At 43.4% G+C, this 16089-nt stretch carries 15 protein-coding genes; 5 read left to right on the forward strand and 10 right to left on the reverse strand.

From position 1 onward, the window contains the following. Positions 1–37 precede the first annotated feature (37 nt). On the reverse strand, positions 38–865 hold the full coding sequence (locus AB4Z08_RS04705; protein ID WP_441572598.1) for a hypothetical protein: 828 nt from the start codon (positions 863–865) through the stop codon (positions 38–40). A gap of 267 nt (positions 866–1132) precedes the next feature. Between AB4Z08_RS04705 and AB4Z08_RS04710 the strand changes: the two genes are divergently transcribed. The 5 genes from AB4Z08_RS04710 (at position 1133) to AB4Z08_RS04730 (ending at position 9697) form a co-directional block, all read left to right on the forward strand. Then, complete coding sequence (locus tag AB4Z08_RS04710) at positions 1133–1696, forward strand: RNA polymerase sigma-70 factor (protein WP_441572599.1); 564 nt, start codon at positions 1133–1135, stop codon at positions 1694–1696. Between the two features lie 76 nt (positions 1697–1772). Then, on the forward strand, positions 1773–2894 hold the full coding sequence (locus tag AB4Z08_RS04715) for a FecR family protein (protein WP_441572600.1): 1122 nt from the start codon (positions 1773–1775) through the stop codon (positions 2892–2894). Between the two features lie 202 nt (positions 2895–3096). Next, positions 3097–6585, forward strand: coding sequence for a TonB-dependent receptor (locus AB4Z08_RS04720; protein ID WP_441572601.1), 3489 nt, complete (start codon positions 3097–3099; stop codon positions 6583–6585). A 17-nt stretch (positions 6586–6602) separates the two neighbouring features. Further along, complete coding sequence (locus AB4Z08_RS04725) at positions 6603–8102, forward strand: RagB/SusD family nutrient uptake outer membrane protein (protein ID WP_441572602.1); 1500 nt, start codon at positions 6603–6605, stop codon at positions 8100–8102. A gap of 5 nt (positions 8103–8107) precedes the next feature. Then, complete coding sequence (locus AB4Z08_RS04730) at positions 8108–9697, forward strand: family 16 glycosylhydrolase (protein ID WP_441572603.1); 1590 nt, start codon at positions 8108–8110, stop codon at positions 9695–9697. A 73-nt stretch (positions 9698–9770) separates the two neighbouring features. Here AB4Z08_RS04730 and rplQ read toward each other — a convergent pair whose 3' ends face one another. From rplQ to secY, 9 genes are all read right to left on the reverse strand, one after another. Continuing rightward, complete coding sequence (rplQ, locus tag AB4Z08_RS04735; protein ID WP_441572604.1) at positions 9771–10262, reverse strand: 50S ribosomal protein L17; 492 nt, start codon at positions 10260–10262, stop codon at positions 9771–9773. Between the two features lie 152 nt (positions 10263–10414). After that, positions 10415–11410, reverse strand: coding sequence for a DNA-directed RNA polymerase subunit alpha (locus AB4Z08_RS04740; RefSeq protein ID WP_331969494.1), 996 nt, complete (start codon positions 11408–11410; stop codon positions 10415–10417). 68 nt (positions 11411–11478) lie between these two features. Beyond that, positions 11479–12084 carry a 30S ribosomal protein S4 gene (gene rpsD / locus AB4Z08_RS04745; protein WP_106528791.1) on the reverse strand — a complete coding sequence of 202 codons (606 nt, stop codon included), beginning with the start codon at positions 12082–12084 and terminating at the stop codon, positions 11479–11481. Positions 12085–12240: 156 nt separating this feature from the next. After that, entirely contained in the window at positions 12241–12642 is a 402-nt protein-coding gene (gene rpsK, locus AB4Z08_RS04750; RefSeq protein ID WP_441572605.1) for a 30S ribosomal protein S11, read from the reverse strand. Between the two features lie 109 nt (positions 12643–12751). Next, positions 12752–13132 (reverse strand): 30S ribosomal protein S13, encoded by a 381-nt coding sequence (gene rpsM / locus AB4Z08_RS04755; RefSeq protein ID WP_106527861.1) that lies wholly within the window; start codon positions 13130–13132, stop codon positions 12752–12754. 59 nt (positions 13133–13191) lie between these two features. After that, positions 13192–13308, reverse strand: a complete 117-nt coding sequence (gene rpmJ, locus AB4Z08_RS04760; protein WP_073083232.1) for a 50S ribosomal protein L36 — start codon at positions 13306–13308, stop codon at positions 13192–13194. 70 nt (positions 13309–13378) lie between these two features. After that, on the reverse strand, positions 13379–13597 hold the full coding sequence (gene infA / locus AB4Z08_RS04765) for a translation initiation factor IF-1 (RefSeq protein ID WP_012789309.1): 219 nt from the start codon (positions 13595–13597) through the stop codon (positions 13379–13381). Positions 13598–13746: 149 nt separating this feature from the next. Then, complete coding sequence (map, locus tag AB4Z08_RS04770; protein WP_441572606.1) at positions 13747–14547, reverse strand: type I methionyl aminopeptidase; 801 nt, start codon at positions 14545–14547, stop codon at positions 13747–13749. 166 nt (positions 14548–14713) lie between these two features. Continuing rightward, on the reverse strand, positions 14714–16057 hold the full coding sequence (gene secY, locus AB4Z08_RS04775; protein ID WP_133808659.1) for a preprotein translocase subunit SecY: 1344 nt from the start codon (positions 16055–16057) through the stop codon (positions 14714–14716). Positions 16058–16089: the final 32 nt, after the last annotated feature.

Here is a 16089-nt window from a genome sequence, read left to right on the forward strand (position 1 = left end):
AGTTAATTACAGATTTTTTTTGCCACAAATAGAGATGTTATTTAATTTTTACAGACTTCAGTATTCTCTGAGCCACCTGGTGGCCCACCTGGTCATCATCCCGGTAATTGATCTGTATCTGCCAACGACTGCTTCCTTTAATCATTACCAGGTTACAGAAGGCCAAACGGATTCCTCCTTTATATAAATAATTGCCTTCTTCCAAAATACCTTTCATGCCGGAAATAAGTACCGGTACTGACTTACAATCCATTTCGCTGGCGGTTTCACTTAATTCCATACTGCTATGCGAGGCTGCTACGGCGGCTTCCAGGTCGTTTGCCACATTACCCTGGTAGCTGAACATATTCACGGCTATGCGAATTCCTCCTCCATCCTCATTTCTATAGCTTTTGGCGTATTCTATCACTTTAGCTTCTTCTCCCTGCAATGGCTGGTCATGCACCCACAACTTCACAGGTGTACTTATTTCCAGGGCCTGCCGGCCTATGGTAGCTGTTTGCCAGCTATTATACAGGGAACTGGCCGGCACTTTCGGGTATATAAAGGTAAACATGGCCCTTTTGCCGAATAATGTACCAGTAACGGCAATCAATACAATGAAAAGAGAAAAAAACAGGATTACTTTTCCCCTGTTAGTTGGCTGGGCCTGTTTTTTCATCCAGCTGAGCAAAACATTGGTTTTATCTGCTTTCAGGGAGATGCCCACCTGCTGTGTATACTCTGAAAATGAGCCCATGGGATGCGTTTTCCGCCAATCGGCAAAAGTCTGCGGCAATTTTTTACCACAGTCATCACAGAAAGTGAGGTATTCGGATTTCAGTGGATTGGCATGTCCACAACTATCACAGTGCAGGTATTTCATAGGAATATCATTAAGTGCAACGAGTGTAATATTACGAAATATATTTATTTAATATCCGGGAGATTTATTTTTTAGAACATGCCACTTAAGCTCGTCCACTTATTACAGGAGCGCTTCCACTGAAAATCGCCAGTTCCCCCGCTCATAAATAACCCTCTTTAATTATTGGGCTATTCATAAAAAAAGTAGCAAATTTGAACCGGATGAGTTACTGAGATCCACGCGCAGTAATAAGCGCCGGATTCGTCGCTGAAGGCTAATACGTATATGGGGAATTATAAACTACTAAGTGATGATGAATTACTTCTTTTAATAAAGAAAGGAGAAGTACATGCATTCAACGAAGTATATTTCCGGTATTTTACTACGCTTTACCGCTACGCCTATAACATTCTCAGAAGTGAAGAAGAATGCAGTGATGCCATCCAGGAAATTTTTGTGTGGATATGGGAAAACAGGGAAAGACTTGAAATAACTTCTTTAAAAAGTTACCTCATCGCTTCGGTTAAATACCGGCTGGCCAGAGTAATACAAACATCCCGGCGCCATGCTGAAATTATTTCGGCAAATGTTCCATTGAAAACCTTTACCATCATAGAAGATGATATAGAAGCCAAAGAGCTGAAAAAGGTTATTAATGAATGGACCGAAACCCTCCCTCAGCGCGCCCGACAAATATTCCAACTCAGCAGAGAGCAACACCTGAGCAACAAAGAAATTGCAGCGCAATTAGGCATTTCTGAAAAAACAGTGGAAAATCAGATCACCATTGCCCTGAAAAAATTAAGGTCCGATCTCAACAAACGACTTCTTTCCATTCTTTTTCTTTAATTTTTTTTCTGCTCCTTGGGGGGTAGCCTTCGCTCATGTCTCTTACTATACAAACCAGGGATATAAAAGGCTTTTAATGAACAATGAACAATTAGCCGCTATCATTGCGCGCGTTGCAGATAATACCGCCACAGACGAAGATATCTCCGTTTACAATGCCTGGTGCAATTCCTTGCAGGAACAGGATCTGGAGTTGAACGACCTGTCGGATATAGAAGCACAAACGCTCCGCAATATTCAAAAACAAACAGGACAGGTACGAAGATTTGTCATTATCCGGCGCATTGCTGCAGCGGCAGTCATCACCGGCATACTGGCTGGCAGCCTGTATCTGTACAGATATACCAATCGCAGTGCGGTCCGCCCAACGCCTGCAGCTACCATAGCGATCAATAACAATATATCTTCCGGAAAAAATACCGCCACTTTAACGCTGGCCAATGGAAAAAAGATTGTGCTCGCAGATAGCCAGGACGGAAAACTAACAGAACAGGCCGGGTCGGAAGTGACCAAAACCGCAGATGGTGCGCTGGAATACCATCCGGTAGCCACCGGCACTGTTGCTCCTCAATACAATAAATTAAGTACCGCACGGGGAGAGCAATACCAGATTACACTGCCAGATGGTACAAAAGTATGGCTGAATGCCTCCACCACCCTCACTTTCCCTACTTCCTTTGCCAACATGGCTGCCCGGAAAGTGGAAGTTACCGGCGAAGCATATTTTGAGGTGGTAGCTGATCCTGCACATCCATTCATAGTAAATGCCAGCAAACAGGAAATAAAAGTATTAGGCACACATTTCAATATAAACAATTACCTGGACGAACCATTTGCCAAAACAACCTTACTGCAGGGCGCCGTTAAAATTAACAATGAAAAAACGCTGACACCAGGTCAACAAGCCATCAGCAGCAAAGATGGTTCCTTAAGAATTGCCACTGTATCTACAGAAGCTGCCATCGCCTGGAAAAACGGCTATTTCGAATTCAACGATGAAAATATTTATGAAATCATGCGCAAAATAGCGCGCTGGTATAATGTAGAAGTGATTTACGAAGGCGATATACCGATGAATGAGATGGAAGGCACCATCTCCCGGTACGAGAATGTTTCCAAGGTTTTAAATACCATTCAAAAAGCAGGTCTGCTCAAATTCAGGATAGAACAAAAGAAAATTTATGTGAACAAATATTGAAATAGCAAGTGAACAGTTTTTGAAAAAATCAACAATTAAATTCCAGTCAATTATGAAGTAAACAGCCAAAATTATCCCTTGCTGAATAAAAAAAACGTGAAAGTGAGGAAGCACTTCCACGTTACCTGTAAGGCCAAATCAGCATTGAGTTTCATGAGTAGAAAGATCAACAATCTAATTTAAAACCAAACAAAGTAAAGGTATGAAATTAAGCCTTCTTGACAAGGAGGGCAGGGCGAACTATTGCCTGCCTTCAAAAATCATCTTTTTTATGCGACTTGCCACACCGCTATTACTTGCTCTTTTTGTCAGCCTCAGTGCTGCAGCCAGCGCGCAGAAGGTTACGCTTTCTGAAAAAAATGGTTCGCTGTCTTCTGTGATACGTAAAATACGGACACAAACCGGTTACAATTTCTTTTATGTAAAAGACCACCTGAACGCAGCAAAACCTGTGAATGTAGAGCTATCAAATACTTCACTGGCAGAGGCATTGAAACTAATTTTTGCAGATCAACCACTCACCTATCTAATAGAAGACAAAGAAATTACCATTAAGAAGAAAGAAATACCGGCTGCCCCCATCGCCAGTTTCTCTGACGTGCGTGGTAAAGTCCTCGATGATGAAGGTCATCCCCTGCCCTTCGTTAGCATCGTTGTCAAAGGTACCAGCAAAGGAGCTATTTCTTCCACTGACGGTGGTTTCTCACTGCAACTGACAAAAGGAGATATCCTATTGGTGACCTGCGTAGGATTTGAGCCCAAAGAAATCAGCTATACCGGCCAGACCACACTCGATATTACAATGAAAAAATCTACCAATAGCTTAACCGATGTAGTAGTAATTGGTTATGGTTCTGTGGCAAAAAAGAACCTGACAGGTGCAGTGACAACGGTGAAAGGCAAGGACCTGGATGTAAGTACCACCACTACCTTTCAGTCGGCCTTACAAGGTAAAGCAGCCGGCGTACAGGTAACACAGGCTACTGGACAACCTGGGGCCGGCGTAAAAGTGCAGATCAGGAGTAATCCTTCCAATGCAGATGCCGGTGTACTGTATGTTGTGGATGGCGTTCCGGTGAATGATGCAGCTGATCAGCCTCAGCTCAGCGGTAATGTAGGTGGATCAAAATATGGCGTTGGTGGGGTGGATAAATCCCCTTTAAATTTCATCAATCCTAATGACATTGCTTCCATCGAAATATTGAAGGATGCGAGTGCCGCTTCTATATATGGCGCGAGAGCAGGAGCCGGCGTGGTGTTAATCACTACCAAAAAAGGCGGTTCGGGTAAACCAAGGCTGGATTATACCGGCAGCTATGGCATACAGCGTGTAGACAAAATGTATCCTGTATACGGTGCCGCAGACTACATGACCCAACGGAATTTACTGAAGGAAGAAATATGGTACCGCGACAATAAAATTGCGCCGTATTACGGAACTATTGATCCATCCACTGTTTCACCTTTTAGCCCTATTTATTCCAAGGGCCAGATCGACTCTGCGCAAAGCAATCATGAAAAAGCCACCGATGCAATTACCAGGGCGGGCTTCACACAACAACATAACCTCTCCCTCTCCGGAGGCAACGGCAAAACCACCTATTACGCTTCCGGTAACTATTTCGACCAAAAAGGCGTGATCATCGGAACTGACTACAAGCGTTATAATGGTCGCTTGAGCATTGACCAAATAGTTTCCGACAAAATTAAGATAGGCGCCAGCGTTATCCTTTCTAATTCTTCCGCCAATAATACTATTACTGGTGGTGCAAATGAAAATGGCGGTATTATCACTTCAGCAATTTACTGGGCGCCGGTACAGCCCCTGCAAAATGCAGATGGCAGCTACCCACTCAACCCTTATTATTCCAATATACCCAACCCGCTATCATATGGTACCGTTACAGATCTAACTGTTTCCAACCGTACACTGAGTAGTGCATATGCAGAATGGGCCATTATCCCGGACCTGAAAGCAACTACCCGTTTCAGCCTGGATAACTCTAATTCCAAACGGTCATCTTATTTTCCAACAACTTTTAGTTACGGCGCAAAAGTAAATGGTTCTGCAGGTATCTCAGCATCCGATGCTAAAGTGAAATTACTGGAATATACGCTGTCTTATAATAAAACCTTCTCTCCTAAACACTCCATCAGTGCGGTAGCCGGCTATAGTTATCAGAAAAGTGATTGGGAAGGTTTCAACGCTGCCAATCAGAATTTTCTGTCAGATATATCTCAATATTATAGCTTACAGTCAGGCCAGGCAATCTCTCCATCAGTTGGCTCCAGTAAATCACAAACCGTCTGGGCTTCCTATTTTGCAAGAGCTATCTATGTGTTCAAAGGCAACCTCACCTTACAGGCATCCATTCGGCGTGACGGCGCTTCTGTTTTCGCCAATAACATAAAATGGGGGAACTTCCCAGGTGTTTCAGCCGGTTGGGTGATTTCAGATGAGTCATTTATGCAAAACCTGAAAGCCTTGTCATTCCTGAAACTGAGAGTGGGCTACGGTGAAACAGGAAATAGCTACTTCGGTAAAACAGGAACGGCGAGTGAGATGGCCGCTGCATTTGCGCTTTATAATACAAGTTTAAGCCCTTACTTTGGAACTGGTAATGTAAATTCTGCACTGGTACTCGTCCGCAATGCCAATCCTAATCTTACCTGGGAAACTGCAGGAGAATTTAATACCGGGTTGGACTTTGCCTTTTTCAACAACCGGCTCAGCGGATCAGTAGATTATTTCAACAAAAACATCCGGAATCTTATTTCATATGTTAAATATCCCACTGGATTTATTATTGACGGTGTTTTCCAAAACGCCGGTCAAACCAGGTCCACTGGCTATGAAATCGCGCTGCAAAGCAGAAATATCATTTCTCCCGGCGGCTTCACCTGGTCTACCAACGTTAATTTCTCCCACTATCTCAATTACTGGGTAAAGAGAAGCCCTGAGATGCTGGCTGCTTTGGATAAATATGAAGCTCCAAGTGGTAAAAATGCGTTATTCAATCCGATATACGGTTATGAATCTATCGGCATTTACAAAGGAGATAAAGCAGGTATTCCATCTTACATGCCCGGCATGCTTCCCGGCGGTCTTATTTTAAAGGATACGCATGGCTTTGATGCAGCAGGAAATGTAACAGGACCTGACGGCGCCATCACCGCAGCTGACAAAACCTTAATTGGTAATGCAGATCCCCGGTTCAACTTTGGTATTGGTAATACGTTTTCCTACAAAGGTTTTGATCTGAGCATTTTCATGTCCGGGTTGGTACAAAAGAAATGGTCTCCATATGCGGCTGGCAGAGCGCAGGAAAATACCATGAACAGTTTCGGTTTTAATGCAATGCCGGTATCCTCCAATCGCTGGAGCTTCCAGCATCCAACCGGTAATTTCCCAACATCATTAACAGATGGTTCCTATTCCCAGTTTCAAAATGCTGCCAGCTATTGGTTGGCCGATGCTTCCTTCTTGCGTTGCAGAAATATAACACTGGGCTATGCACTTCCTTCAAAAATGTTGTCTAAGCAACATACATTTTCTGCTGTCCGGTTTTCATTTGATGTACAGAATCCATTTACCATCACGAAGTATCCGGGGCTTGATCCTGAGCTGAACCCAGACAACTTATATCCGTTAGTGAAAAGCTATGTTTTTGGCGTTAACGTATCATTCTAACAATTAACAGAGAAATCATGAAATGTATATATAATCAACTCAAGTTAGTGCTACTGGCAAGTGCGGTTGCTTTGACCGCATGCGAAAAAGGTCTTGAATATAAAAGTTATGGCGACTTATCTTCCGTAGTCACTACTCCACAGGGAGCCGTAGCAAATGTGAATGCCGCTTATACCGGATTAGCCGGTGGAGCCGACTGGCAGGGAGGCTGGGATGCCGGCACCTATGCATGGCGTACACAGGCCATGATGACAACAGACGAAGGTGTTTGTGCCTGGGGAGGTAACTGGTTACCACTCCGCGCACTGAACTATACTCCGGACTTCGACTGGGTAACGCATAACTATACCCGGTATATGCCTTACATTTCGCGGATCACTATTTCTTTAAATGATATCGGCAATCTCGCTATCGATGAAACGCTGAAAAAGAGATATCTCGGTGAGCTGAAAGCACTGAGAGCACACTATGCGGAAATGTTGTATTTCAACTATGGCCCTGTTACGATTGTAACAGACGCCAAAATAGCGGCTGATCCAAATGCACCTTATGTGCCAAGACCTACGAAAGAAGTAGCGGTAGCACAGATAGAAAAAGATTTCAAAGAAGCCGCCGATGCGCTGCCAGACAAATTCTCCGGACAGGACTACGGACGGTTTTCCAAAGCAGCAGCCCTCACCGGACTGATGAAGTTGTACATGCACGAAAAAAGATGGAATGATGCCGTAACTACCGGTAAAGCCATCACCCAGATGGGTTACGCTCTGCTGTCTAACTACGAAGATAACTTCAACATGAACAGTAAAGGAGGCAACTCTACGGAAATGATTCTTGCAGTGGTATGCTCCGCTACTGGTGGTGACCAGTATTCCAATATGTGGCTGGCTCACTCACTGCCCGGCGATTACGCAGATTCAACAGGTATTCCATTGACCGCATGGGGCGGTTATAAAATGCCATGGACCAGCTACGATAAATTCGATAAAAAAGATAAACGCTTAAAAGTGCTGCTGGAGAGTTATCCTACAGGCAAAACAGCAGATGGTAAAGTGATCTACAAAAATGCCAGAACAGACGGACAGCTGGGTGCAGTGCCTATGAAATTTGCACCGGATCCTTCCAAAGCAAACTCCCAGAATAGTGCTATTGATTTCCCGATATACCGTTATGCAGATGTATTGTTAATGCTGGCAGAAAGTATCAATGAAGCTAACGGTGCTCCTAACCAGGAAGCATATGATGCTATTAATGCGGTGAGAAAAAGAGCCGGACTTGGCGACTTACCTGCCGGCTTGTCCAAAAGCCAGTTCCTGGCAAAAATACAGGATGAAAGATTGTTTGAATTATGGGGAGAAGGTTGGAGAAAAGATGACCTGATCCGCTGGAACATGTACACCCAACGTGCCGTGAATGATGGATCTACTACTGCGCAAGCCTATAAAGCCTTGCTGCCGTTACCAAGAACCGTTGTGAACCAAAGTAATGGTGTTATCAAACAAAACGAAGGATATAACTAGTGATTATGAAACAATTGTTTGGTCTGTTTTTTTTAATATCCTCAAATTTGTGGGCACAGCAACCAGCTGCGCCCACAAATCTTCAGCTATATGGTACCAGGAGCTGGATACGGCTTGACTGGAAAGATAATGCTGACAATGAAACCGGGTATAATATCTACTGGTCTGCCACTAAGCAGCAACCTGCAGCTCCTTCCGCCATTCTTCCTCCCAACAGTACCCGCTTTTACATTCAGCAAATAGCTGCAAAAACCAACTATTATATCTGGGTAGAAGCCTTTGCTGCTAAAGGGAAAAGCAGGAGCGTAAAAGGTGCTGTAACTACAGCTACCAAATGGACGCTGGATACCGCAGCGGGGCGGCAACTGGATGTCCCCGGTTCTGCTGCTGTACCGGAAGGCATGGAAATATTCTGGCAGGATGAATTCAATGATACATTGCTGGATCGCAATAAATGGAACACTGTTTATTATTCCAATATCGACTTTCTGAAGAAAGACAATCTGCAGGCGATGCTGGGAGATAGTCTGCCCGAAGCGGCCTACACATTTACGGGTCACTCTATTCATCTTTTCACCAACGATTCCCTGCCGGCAAAAGCATTTTACCCGGGCAATGGCAGAAAAATTTCCTCTATCCAGACGTATGACTGGAGAACCAATGAAAATAAGCTCGATAACAGCCGCGGTGGGTATTTTGAGGTAAGGGTAAGGCGGAGTTATACAGGGCGCCCCCAGGGGCTTAATACTGCCTTCTGGCTGGATTCTCCTGGCCCTGATCTAAAATATTACTTACAGGAAGGAACTACCCTGGAAGGAACAACTGGCATTAGGCCTAAAGGACAGGTATTTGAAATCGATGTATTTGAAAACCTGGATGCGCAGTTTGTATTGCATGGACATGTTGATGCCAATGGAAGATTTGTTCATAACCTGGCCACACATATTGCGGAAGGGTTTAAGCACGATAACAACTGGGTAGTGCATGGTATCCTCTGGACGCCCAATAGTATCAAACATTATATCAATGGTCAGCTGATCAAAGCCTATACGAATAAACACCAGATCTATTCTCCGAACCATTTCATGAATATGTTCCTGGGAAGTTATGGTGGTGGCGGATCTGTAGACATGGAAGTGGATTACATCAGGGGTTATCAATGGCCATTGGCTGGTAATAATGAATTGCCTAACCCTGGATTTGAAGCCAATAAAAGTCTGCTTCCCTGGGAAGGTACTGCTACCTTATCTGCTGATATAAAACGGAGTGGTAAACACGCGTTGCTACTGGCGCCAGGTCAGGAAATAGAGCAATATGTTTATCTGAATAACAATGAGCCTTATCAACTGGCTTATTGGGAAAACGGCCGTGGTCAATTGTATGCGTCCATCGAAAATGTGAAGCTGGTAACAGGAGATCGGGAGAAGATGGCGGAGCAAACGACTGGGGGCAGTACCTCATTTGTGCGTAAAACGATTGACTTCCGTAGTGGTAAGGAGTATGGAAATAATATGAAGACGGTACGTATTTATTTTAAAAATACGGGCAATGCCAATGTAGCAATCGATGATATCGCTGTTACAAAAGGAAAATAATTGTAATGGTATAAAACGGAAAGAGGGTGTCATTAAAAATGACACCCTCTTTTTTCGTATCGTTGAAATAAGATTACTCAGCAGATTTTTCTTCTGTTGCAGTATCAGCAGCTTTGGTTTCAGTTGCTTCTTCTGCTTTCTTCTTAGCACCACCGGCACGACGGGTTTTCTTAGCAGCTGCTTTTTCTTCTGATTTACCATAGATCTCGTTGAAATCTACCAGTTCAATCATTGCAACTTCCGCGTTATCCCCATGACGTTTACCCAGTTTAATGATACGGGTGTAACCTCCAGGACGGGTAGCTATTTTCTCACTGATCGTGCTGAACAGTTCTTTGATAGCTTCTTTATCCTGCAGGTAGCTGAACACGATTCTACGGTTGTGGGTAGTATCGCTTTTGCCTCTTGTCAGCAGCGGCTCAACGTACACGCGGAGAGCTTTCGCCTTTGCCAGTGTAGTGTTGATACGTTTGTGGCTGATCAGTTCGCAAGCCAGATTCGACATCAGGGCTTTACGGTGGGAAGCAGTTCTGCTTAATTTGTTTAATTTAACTCCGTGACGCATGACATTTTTGTTTTAACCCTTACACCGTGTCAGGAATTGCAAGGTATGTTTAGATATTAGCTAATAGCGATTGGCTATCAGCATTGAATATGCCTGGCTTTTATCCTCGCTATTACTAATAGCTAGAGGCTAACAGCTAAAAGCTACTTTTACTATTCTTCTTCGAGTTTCAGTTTAGACAGATCCATACCGAAGTGCAGACCTCTTTCGCCTAATACCTGTTCAATTTCGCTGAGGGATTTCTGGCCGAAGTTTCTGAACTTCATCAGTTCTTCCTGTTCGTATTGTACCAGTTCGCTGAGGGAATTGATTTTCGCTGCTTTCAGACAGTTGAATGCACGTACGCTCAGATCGAGATCTTCCAGTGGTGTTTTCAGTATCTTACGCAGTTGCAGTGTTTGTTCGTCCACTACATCTTCTTTTTCAGTGTCTTTAGTATCAAAGCTGATGTTTTCATCAGTAATGATCATCAGGTGCTGAATCAGGATGCGGGAAGCTTGTTTTACTGCTTCTTCCGGGTGGATAGTACCGTCTGTGATCACCTCCATTACGAGTTTCTCATAGTCAGTTTTTTGCTCCACACGTGTATTTTCTATGCTGTACTTTACGTTTTTGATAGGCGTAAAGATAGAGTCGATCGCGATGTAGCCAAATATTGCATCTTTGGGTTTGTTTTCCTCAGCTGGAACATAACCACGGCCTTTACCGATAGTCAGTTCGATATCCAGCTTGGCAGAAGGATCCAAGGTGCAGATTAACAGCTCAGGGTTCATGATCTGGAAAGCGCTGGTGGCTTTTTCGATCATGTCTGCGCGGAATTCTGTTTTACCTTTGATCGACAGCGTGATCTTTTCGTTCGTTACATCACTCTCAGAGATCCTTTTGAAACGAACTTGTTTCAGATTCAGAATGATCTCAGTAACGTCTTCAGTAACACCTTTCAGTGTAGCGAACTCGTGATCTGCTCCTTCAATTTTAATACCCACAATGGCATAGCCCTCCAAAGAAGACAACAGTACGCGACGTAACGCATTACCGACTGTCACAGCATAACCTGGTTCTAATGGACGGAATTCGAATTGAGCTTCAAAGTCGGTAGACTTCTGCAATACGATCTTATCAGGTTTCTGGAAATTTAAAATTGCCATTGATGTGATAGATTTATTTGTTAAATATGAGGTTAGTCCATGACCTTTGGCCATGGACTAATTATTTATTACTTAGAGTACAATTCTACGATCAGTTGTTCCTTGATATTTTCAGGAACGCTCTCTCTCTCAGGATAAGCAATGAATATACCTTTCATTTCTTTTTCGCTCCAATCCAACCAGCTGAACTTTGGATTTTTTCCACGGATAACGCTGGTCAGTGCAGAATTGTTTGCTGTTTTATTTTTCAGGCTGATAACGTCTCCTGGTTTCAGTTGGAAAGAAGGAGTGTTAACCACAACACCGTTAACAGTAACGTGTTTGTGAGAAACCAGCTGACGGGCAGCAGGACGGGAAGGTGCGATACCCAGACGGAACACAGTGTTATCCAGACGGGCTTCGAGCAATTTGATCAATACTTCACCGGCAACACCTTTTCTACGGGTAGCTTCGTCGAACAGGTTACGGAACTGACGCTCCAGCAAACCGTAAGTGTACTTTGCTTTTTGTTTTTCTCTCAGCTGCAGTGCGTATTCGCCTAATTGTTTGCGTTTACGGTTTGCACCATGCTGACCCGGAGGGTTGCTGTTCTTACTTAAATACTTACCATTACCGAGAATGGGTTCACCAAAAATTCTGGAAATTTTGGTCTTTGGTCCTGTGTACCTTGCCATGTTTTAAATATACTTTAGATTTTTTAGTTAATGGTGCATGCTCTTCAAAAAATCTGAAAACCTGATCATACACCCATTTATCTAATAATAAATTACAACGTCCAAATACCAAACTTCTAATGAAATCTGGTATCTGGATATTGTAAATATATATTACTATACTCTTCTCTTCTTAGGAGGACGGCAACCGTTGTGAGGTAAAGGCGTAACGTCTTTAATCATATTCACTTCGATACCAGAGTTGGCGATAGCGCGGATAGCACTTTCACGACCAGCTCCCGGTCCTTTCACAAAAACATCTGCTCTTTTCAGACCTGAGTCCATAGCAACTTTAGCAGCATCCTGTGCAGCCAGCTGAGCTGCATATGGAGTGTTCTTTTTAGAACCTCTGAAGYCCATTTTACCAGCAGAAGACCAGGAAATAACCTGACCATGCTTGTTGGTGATGCTAACAATGATGTTGTTAAAGCTAGCGGAGATATGAACGTCTCCGTAGTTATCTACTTTTACTACCCTCTTTTTATTAGCAGCAGTTTTTGTATTATTTGCTTTTGCCATAATGATTTAAATTCCAAATATGAAATTCCAGATCCCAAATTTACACGACTCACGGTCATTGAAACCCCTCTGATTCGGAATGTGGGATTTCAACCTGGGATTTTATTTATTATTTCTTAGTTGCTTTTTTCTTACCAGCCACTGTCTTACGTTTACCTTTACGGGTACGGCTGTTGGTACGTGTACGCTGACCTCTTACCGGTAAGCCTTTCCTGTGACGCAGACCGCGGTAGCAAGCGATATCCAGCAGACGCTTGATATTCATTTGTACTTCAGAACGCAGTTGACCCTCTACCTTAAACTCACCGTTGATAACGTTACGGATGGCAGCTTGTTCATCGTCATTCCAATCCCGCACTTTTTTATTGAAATCAATTTCCGCCTTGTTCAGGATATATTGGGCGGTAGAACGGCCTATACCAAAGATATAGGTGAGGCCAATTTCTCCTCTTTTATTTTTAGGAAGATCTATACCGGCTATACGTGCCATATTTCTATTTTAGATTTTATGATTCTGATTAAAAAATCAAATTCCGTTAGGGGAATCGATTAACCCTGGCGTTGTTTAAAACGAGGATTCTTTTTGTTGATTACCAACAAAACACCTTTTCTACGAACTATTTTACAATCCGCACTTCTTTTTTTGATTGCAGCTCTTACCTTCATGATTAATACTTTATAAAAGGTTATGATATTTATTAAATTGTACTTTCAATCACCTCTACCCTGTCCCGTCTTATTTGTATCTGAAAATTATACGGCCTCTTGACAAATCGTATGGGCTCATCTCTACGCCAACCTTATCTCCTGGCAGAATGCGGATGTAGTGCATTCTCATTTTTCCAGAAATGGTGGCCAGGATCTCATGCCCGTTTTCCAATTTTACACGGAACATAGCGTTCGACAAGGCTTCTAATATAATTCCATCCTGTTTAATGAGTGCCTGTTTTGCCATAAAAATTTTTAGGACTGCAAAGATAGCATTTATCTTTTGAAATAGAAAAATTTACCGTGATTATTATTATTATTGCCAGTTTTTATACTAAACCCTGTCTTTTTTACCGTTAAAACCCCTCTTGTATTAGACAATTCCAAATGCTCAAACTAGTAATTCGAGTTCAATTCAGGGTTATTTTTCTCTTCTCTTTCTATGTCCACGTAGGTAGATAATACATCTGCCTTCCCTTTTCCAACAGCCACCGTATGTTCAAAGTGAACAGAAGGACTGCCGTCACGGGTAGCTACGGTCCAACCATCTTCCAGGTATTCAACGTCCTTGGAGCGGAGATTGATCATAGGTTCGATGGCAATCACCAAACCTTCTTTCATTACCGGGCCACTTCCCCTCTTACCGTAGTTAGGCACCTGCGGATCCTCGTGGAGATTGCGGCCAAGGCCATGCCCCACCAGTTCTCTTACAACGCCGTAACCACGTTCTTTTTCGGTATACTCCTGTATTGCGTAGGAGATGTCACCTATCCTGTTTCCAACAATGGCTTTTTCGATGCCTTTGTAAAGGGACGCTTTGGTAGCCGTCATCAGCCGGAGCACGTTTTCAGGAACATTACCAATAGCAAAAGTATAGGCACTATCAGAATGATACCCATTCATGTAAACGCCTACATCTACGGTGAGGATATCACCGTCTTTCAGCACATACTTATTGGGAATACCATGCACTACTTCTTCATTTACAGAAATGCAGCAGGCATTGGGGAACCCTTTGTAATTTTTGAAAGAAGGAGTTGCACCATTTTCCACGATAAACTTATCTGCAATTGCGTCTACATCCAGTGTGCTCATACCTGGTTTCAGGGTTCTGGCTACTTCTGCCAGCGCAGCACTCAGGAGCAGGGCACTTTTGCGCATCAGCTCTATTTCTTCCTTCGTCTTATAGTGAATCATACATTCAGCTTTTAGCTGTTAGCCATTAGCTTTTAGATTAGCATTTAGCTTTTAAAACTAATAGCTAAATGCTAACGGCTAGTAGCTTCTAAATAATATAGCCACTAAAGCGGGAAAGCTTCTGTGGCTATTTTATTGTTATTGTAACACTTTCGTGTTCAATTACTTATGCGTTAGCCGGGGCAGTTCTGCCTTTGATACGGCCGGTGCTCATCAAACCATCGTAATGGCGCATGAGGAGCTGGCTTTCAATCTGTTGCAGTGTATCCAGGATAACTCCTACCATGATCAACAGGGAAGTACCACCAAAGAAGGTAGCAAAGTTACTGTTCACCTTGAAGGCAGCAGCCAGACCTGGCATGATACCCACCAATGCCAGGAAAAATGCACCAGGCAAAGTGATACGGTCCATTACTGCGCCGATGTAATCAGCAGTAGCTTTACCAGGTTTAATGCCTGGAATAAAACCGTTATTACGTTTCATTTCATCCGCCATTTGAGTGGGGTTGAAGATCAACGCAGTATAGAAGTAGGTAAATACGATAACAAGCACAGCGTATATCAGGTTATACCAGCCATTAGTGTGGTCACTAAAGATGCGGATAAAGCCGGAAGCACTTTCAGAAGAAGTAGCAAAGCCTATCGCAGTAGCCGGGATGAACATGATAGCCTGGGCAAAGATGATTGGCATTACACCTGCAGCATTCACCTTCAGGGGAATGAACTGGCGTACACCACCATATTGTTTGTTGCCCACAATACGTTTAGCATAGTTCACCGGTATTTTCCTGGTACCCTGAACGAGCAGGATCAGGCCTACGGTGATTAAGATAAAGACAGCTATTTCAATGAGGAAAAGGATGGGGCCACCCATTTCTCCACTCACTTTACTGGAGAATTCTGCGACTAAAGCCTGTGGCAAACGGGCAAGGATACCCATCATGATGATGATGGAGGTACCATTACCAATACCTTTATCTGTGATCTTTTCACCGAGCCACATTACAAACAGGGTACCTGCGGTAAGTACAACGGTAGTGGAGAGCCAGAAGAAAAAGGTGCCATATTCAGCAATAATAGCGCCACCGGATTGATTACGCAGATAAGCTACGTAAGCACTCGCCTGGAAACCTGTTACTATTACTGTGAGATAACGGGTAAACTGGTTAATCTTTTTGCGGCCGCTTTCACCTTCTTTCTGCAGTTTCTGGAAATACGGAACGGCTATCGTTAATAACTGGATAGCAATTGACGCAGAAATGTAGGGCATGATACCCAACGCAAATATGGAGGCCCTTGAAAACGATCCGCCCGCAAACATGTTCACCAAACCTAAGATACCCTGATTAGAATTTTTCTCAAAGTTGGTCAGCGCGTTTGCATCAATGCCAGGCAAAGCGATATAGGATCCTACACGGTAGATGAGGACCAGGAGCAGGGTGGTCAGGATGCGGTTACGCAAATCCTCAATACTCCAGATATTCTTAATCGTTTCGATAAATTTCTTCACAGGAAGATAAAGGTTTAATAGCGCTATTAAAT

Source organism: Chitinophaga sp. RAB17 (genome assembly GCF_052114225.1).
GTDB lineage: Bacteria > Bacteroidota > Bacteroidia > Chitinophagales > Chitinophagaceae > Chitinophaga.

Bases quoted from the DNA above. Each gene is read 5' to 3' on its own strand.
- AB4Z08_RS04705 (WP_441572598.1), bottom strand. From the start codon at position 865: ATGAAATACCTGCACTGTGATAGTTGTGGACATGCCAATCCACTGAAA.
- AB4Z08_RS04710 (WP_441572599.1), top strand. From the start codon at position 1,133: ATGGGGAATTATAAACTACTAAGTGATGATGAATTACTTCTTTTAATA.
- AB4Z08_RS04715 (WP_441572600.1), top strand. From the start codon at position 1,773: ATGAACAATGAACAATTAGCCGCTATCATTGCGCGCGTTGCAGATAAT.
- AB4Z08_RS04720 (WP_441572601.1), top strand. From the start codon at position 3,097: ATGAAATTAAGCCTTCTTGACAAGGAGGGCAGGGCGAACTATTGCCTG.
- AB4Z08_RS04725 (WP_441572602.1), top strand. From the start codon at position 6,603: ATGAAATGTATATATAATCAACTCAAGTTAGTGCTACTGGCAAGTGCG.
- AB4Z08_RS04730 (WP_441572603.1), top strand. From the start codon at position 8,108: ATGAAACAATTGTTTGGTCTGTTTTTTTTAATATCCTCAAATTTGTGG.
- rplQ (WP_441572604.1), bottom strand. From the start codon at position 10,262: ATGCGTCACGGAGTTAAATTAAACAAATTAAGCAGAACTGCTTCCCAC.
- AB4Z08_RS04740 (WP_331969494.1), bottom strand. From the start codon at position 11,410: ATGGCAATTTTAAATTTCCAGAAACCTGATAAGATCGTATTGCAGAAG.
- rpsD (WP_106528791.1), bottom strand. From the start codon at position 12,084: ATGGCAAGGTACACAGGACCAAAGACCAAAATTTCCAGAATTTTTGGT.
- rpsM (WP_106527861.1), bottom strand. From the start codon at position 13,132: ATGGCACGTATAGCCGGTATAGATCTTCCTAAAAATAAAAGAGGAGAA.
- rpmJ (WP_073083232.1), bottom strand. From the start codon at position 13,308: ATGAAGGTAAGAGCTGCAATCAAAAAAAGAAGTGCGGATTGTAAAATA.
- infA (WP_012789309.1), bottom strand. From the start codon at position 13,597: ATGGCAAAACAGGCACTCATTAAACAGGATGGAATTATATTAGAAGCC.
- map (WP_441572606.1), bottom strand. From the start codon at position 14,547: ATGATTCACTATAAGACGAAGGAAGAAATAGAGCTGATGCGCAAAAGT.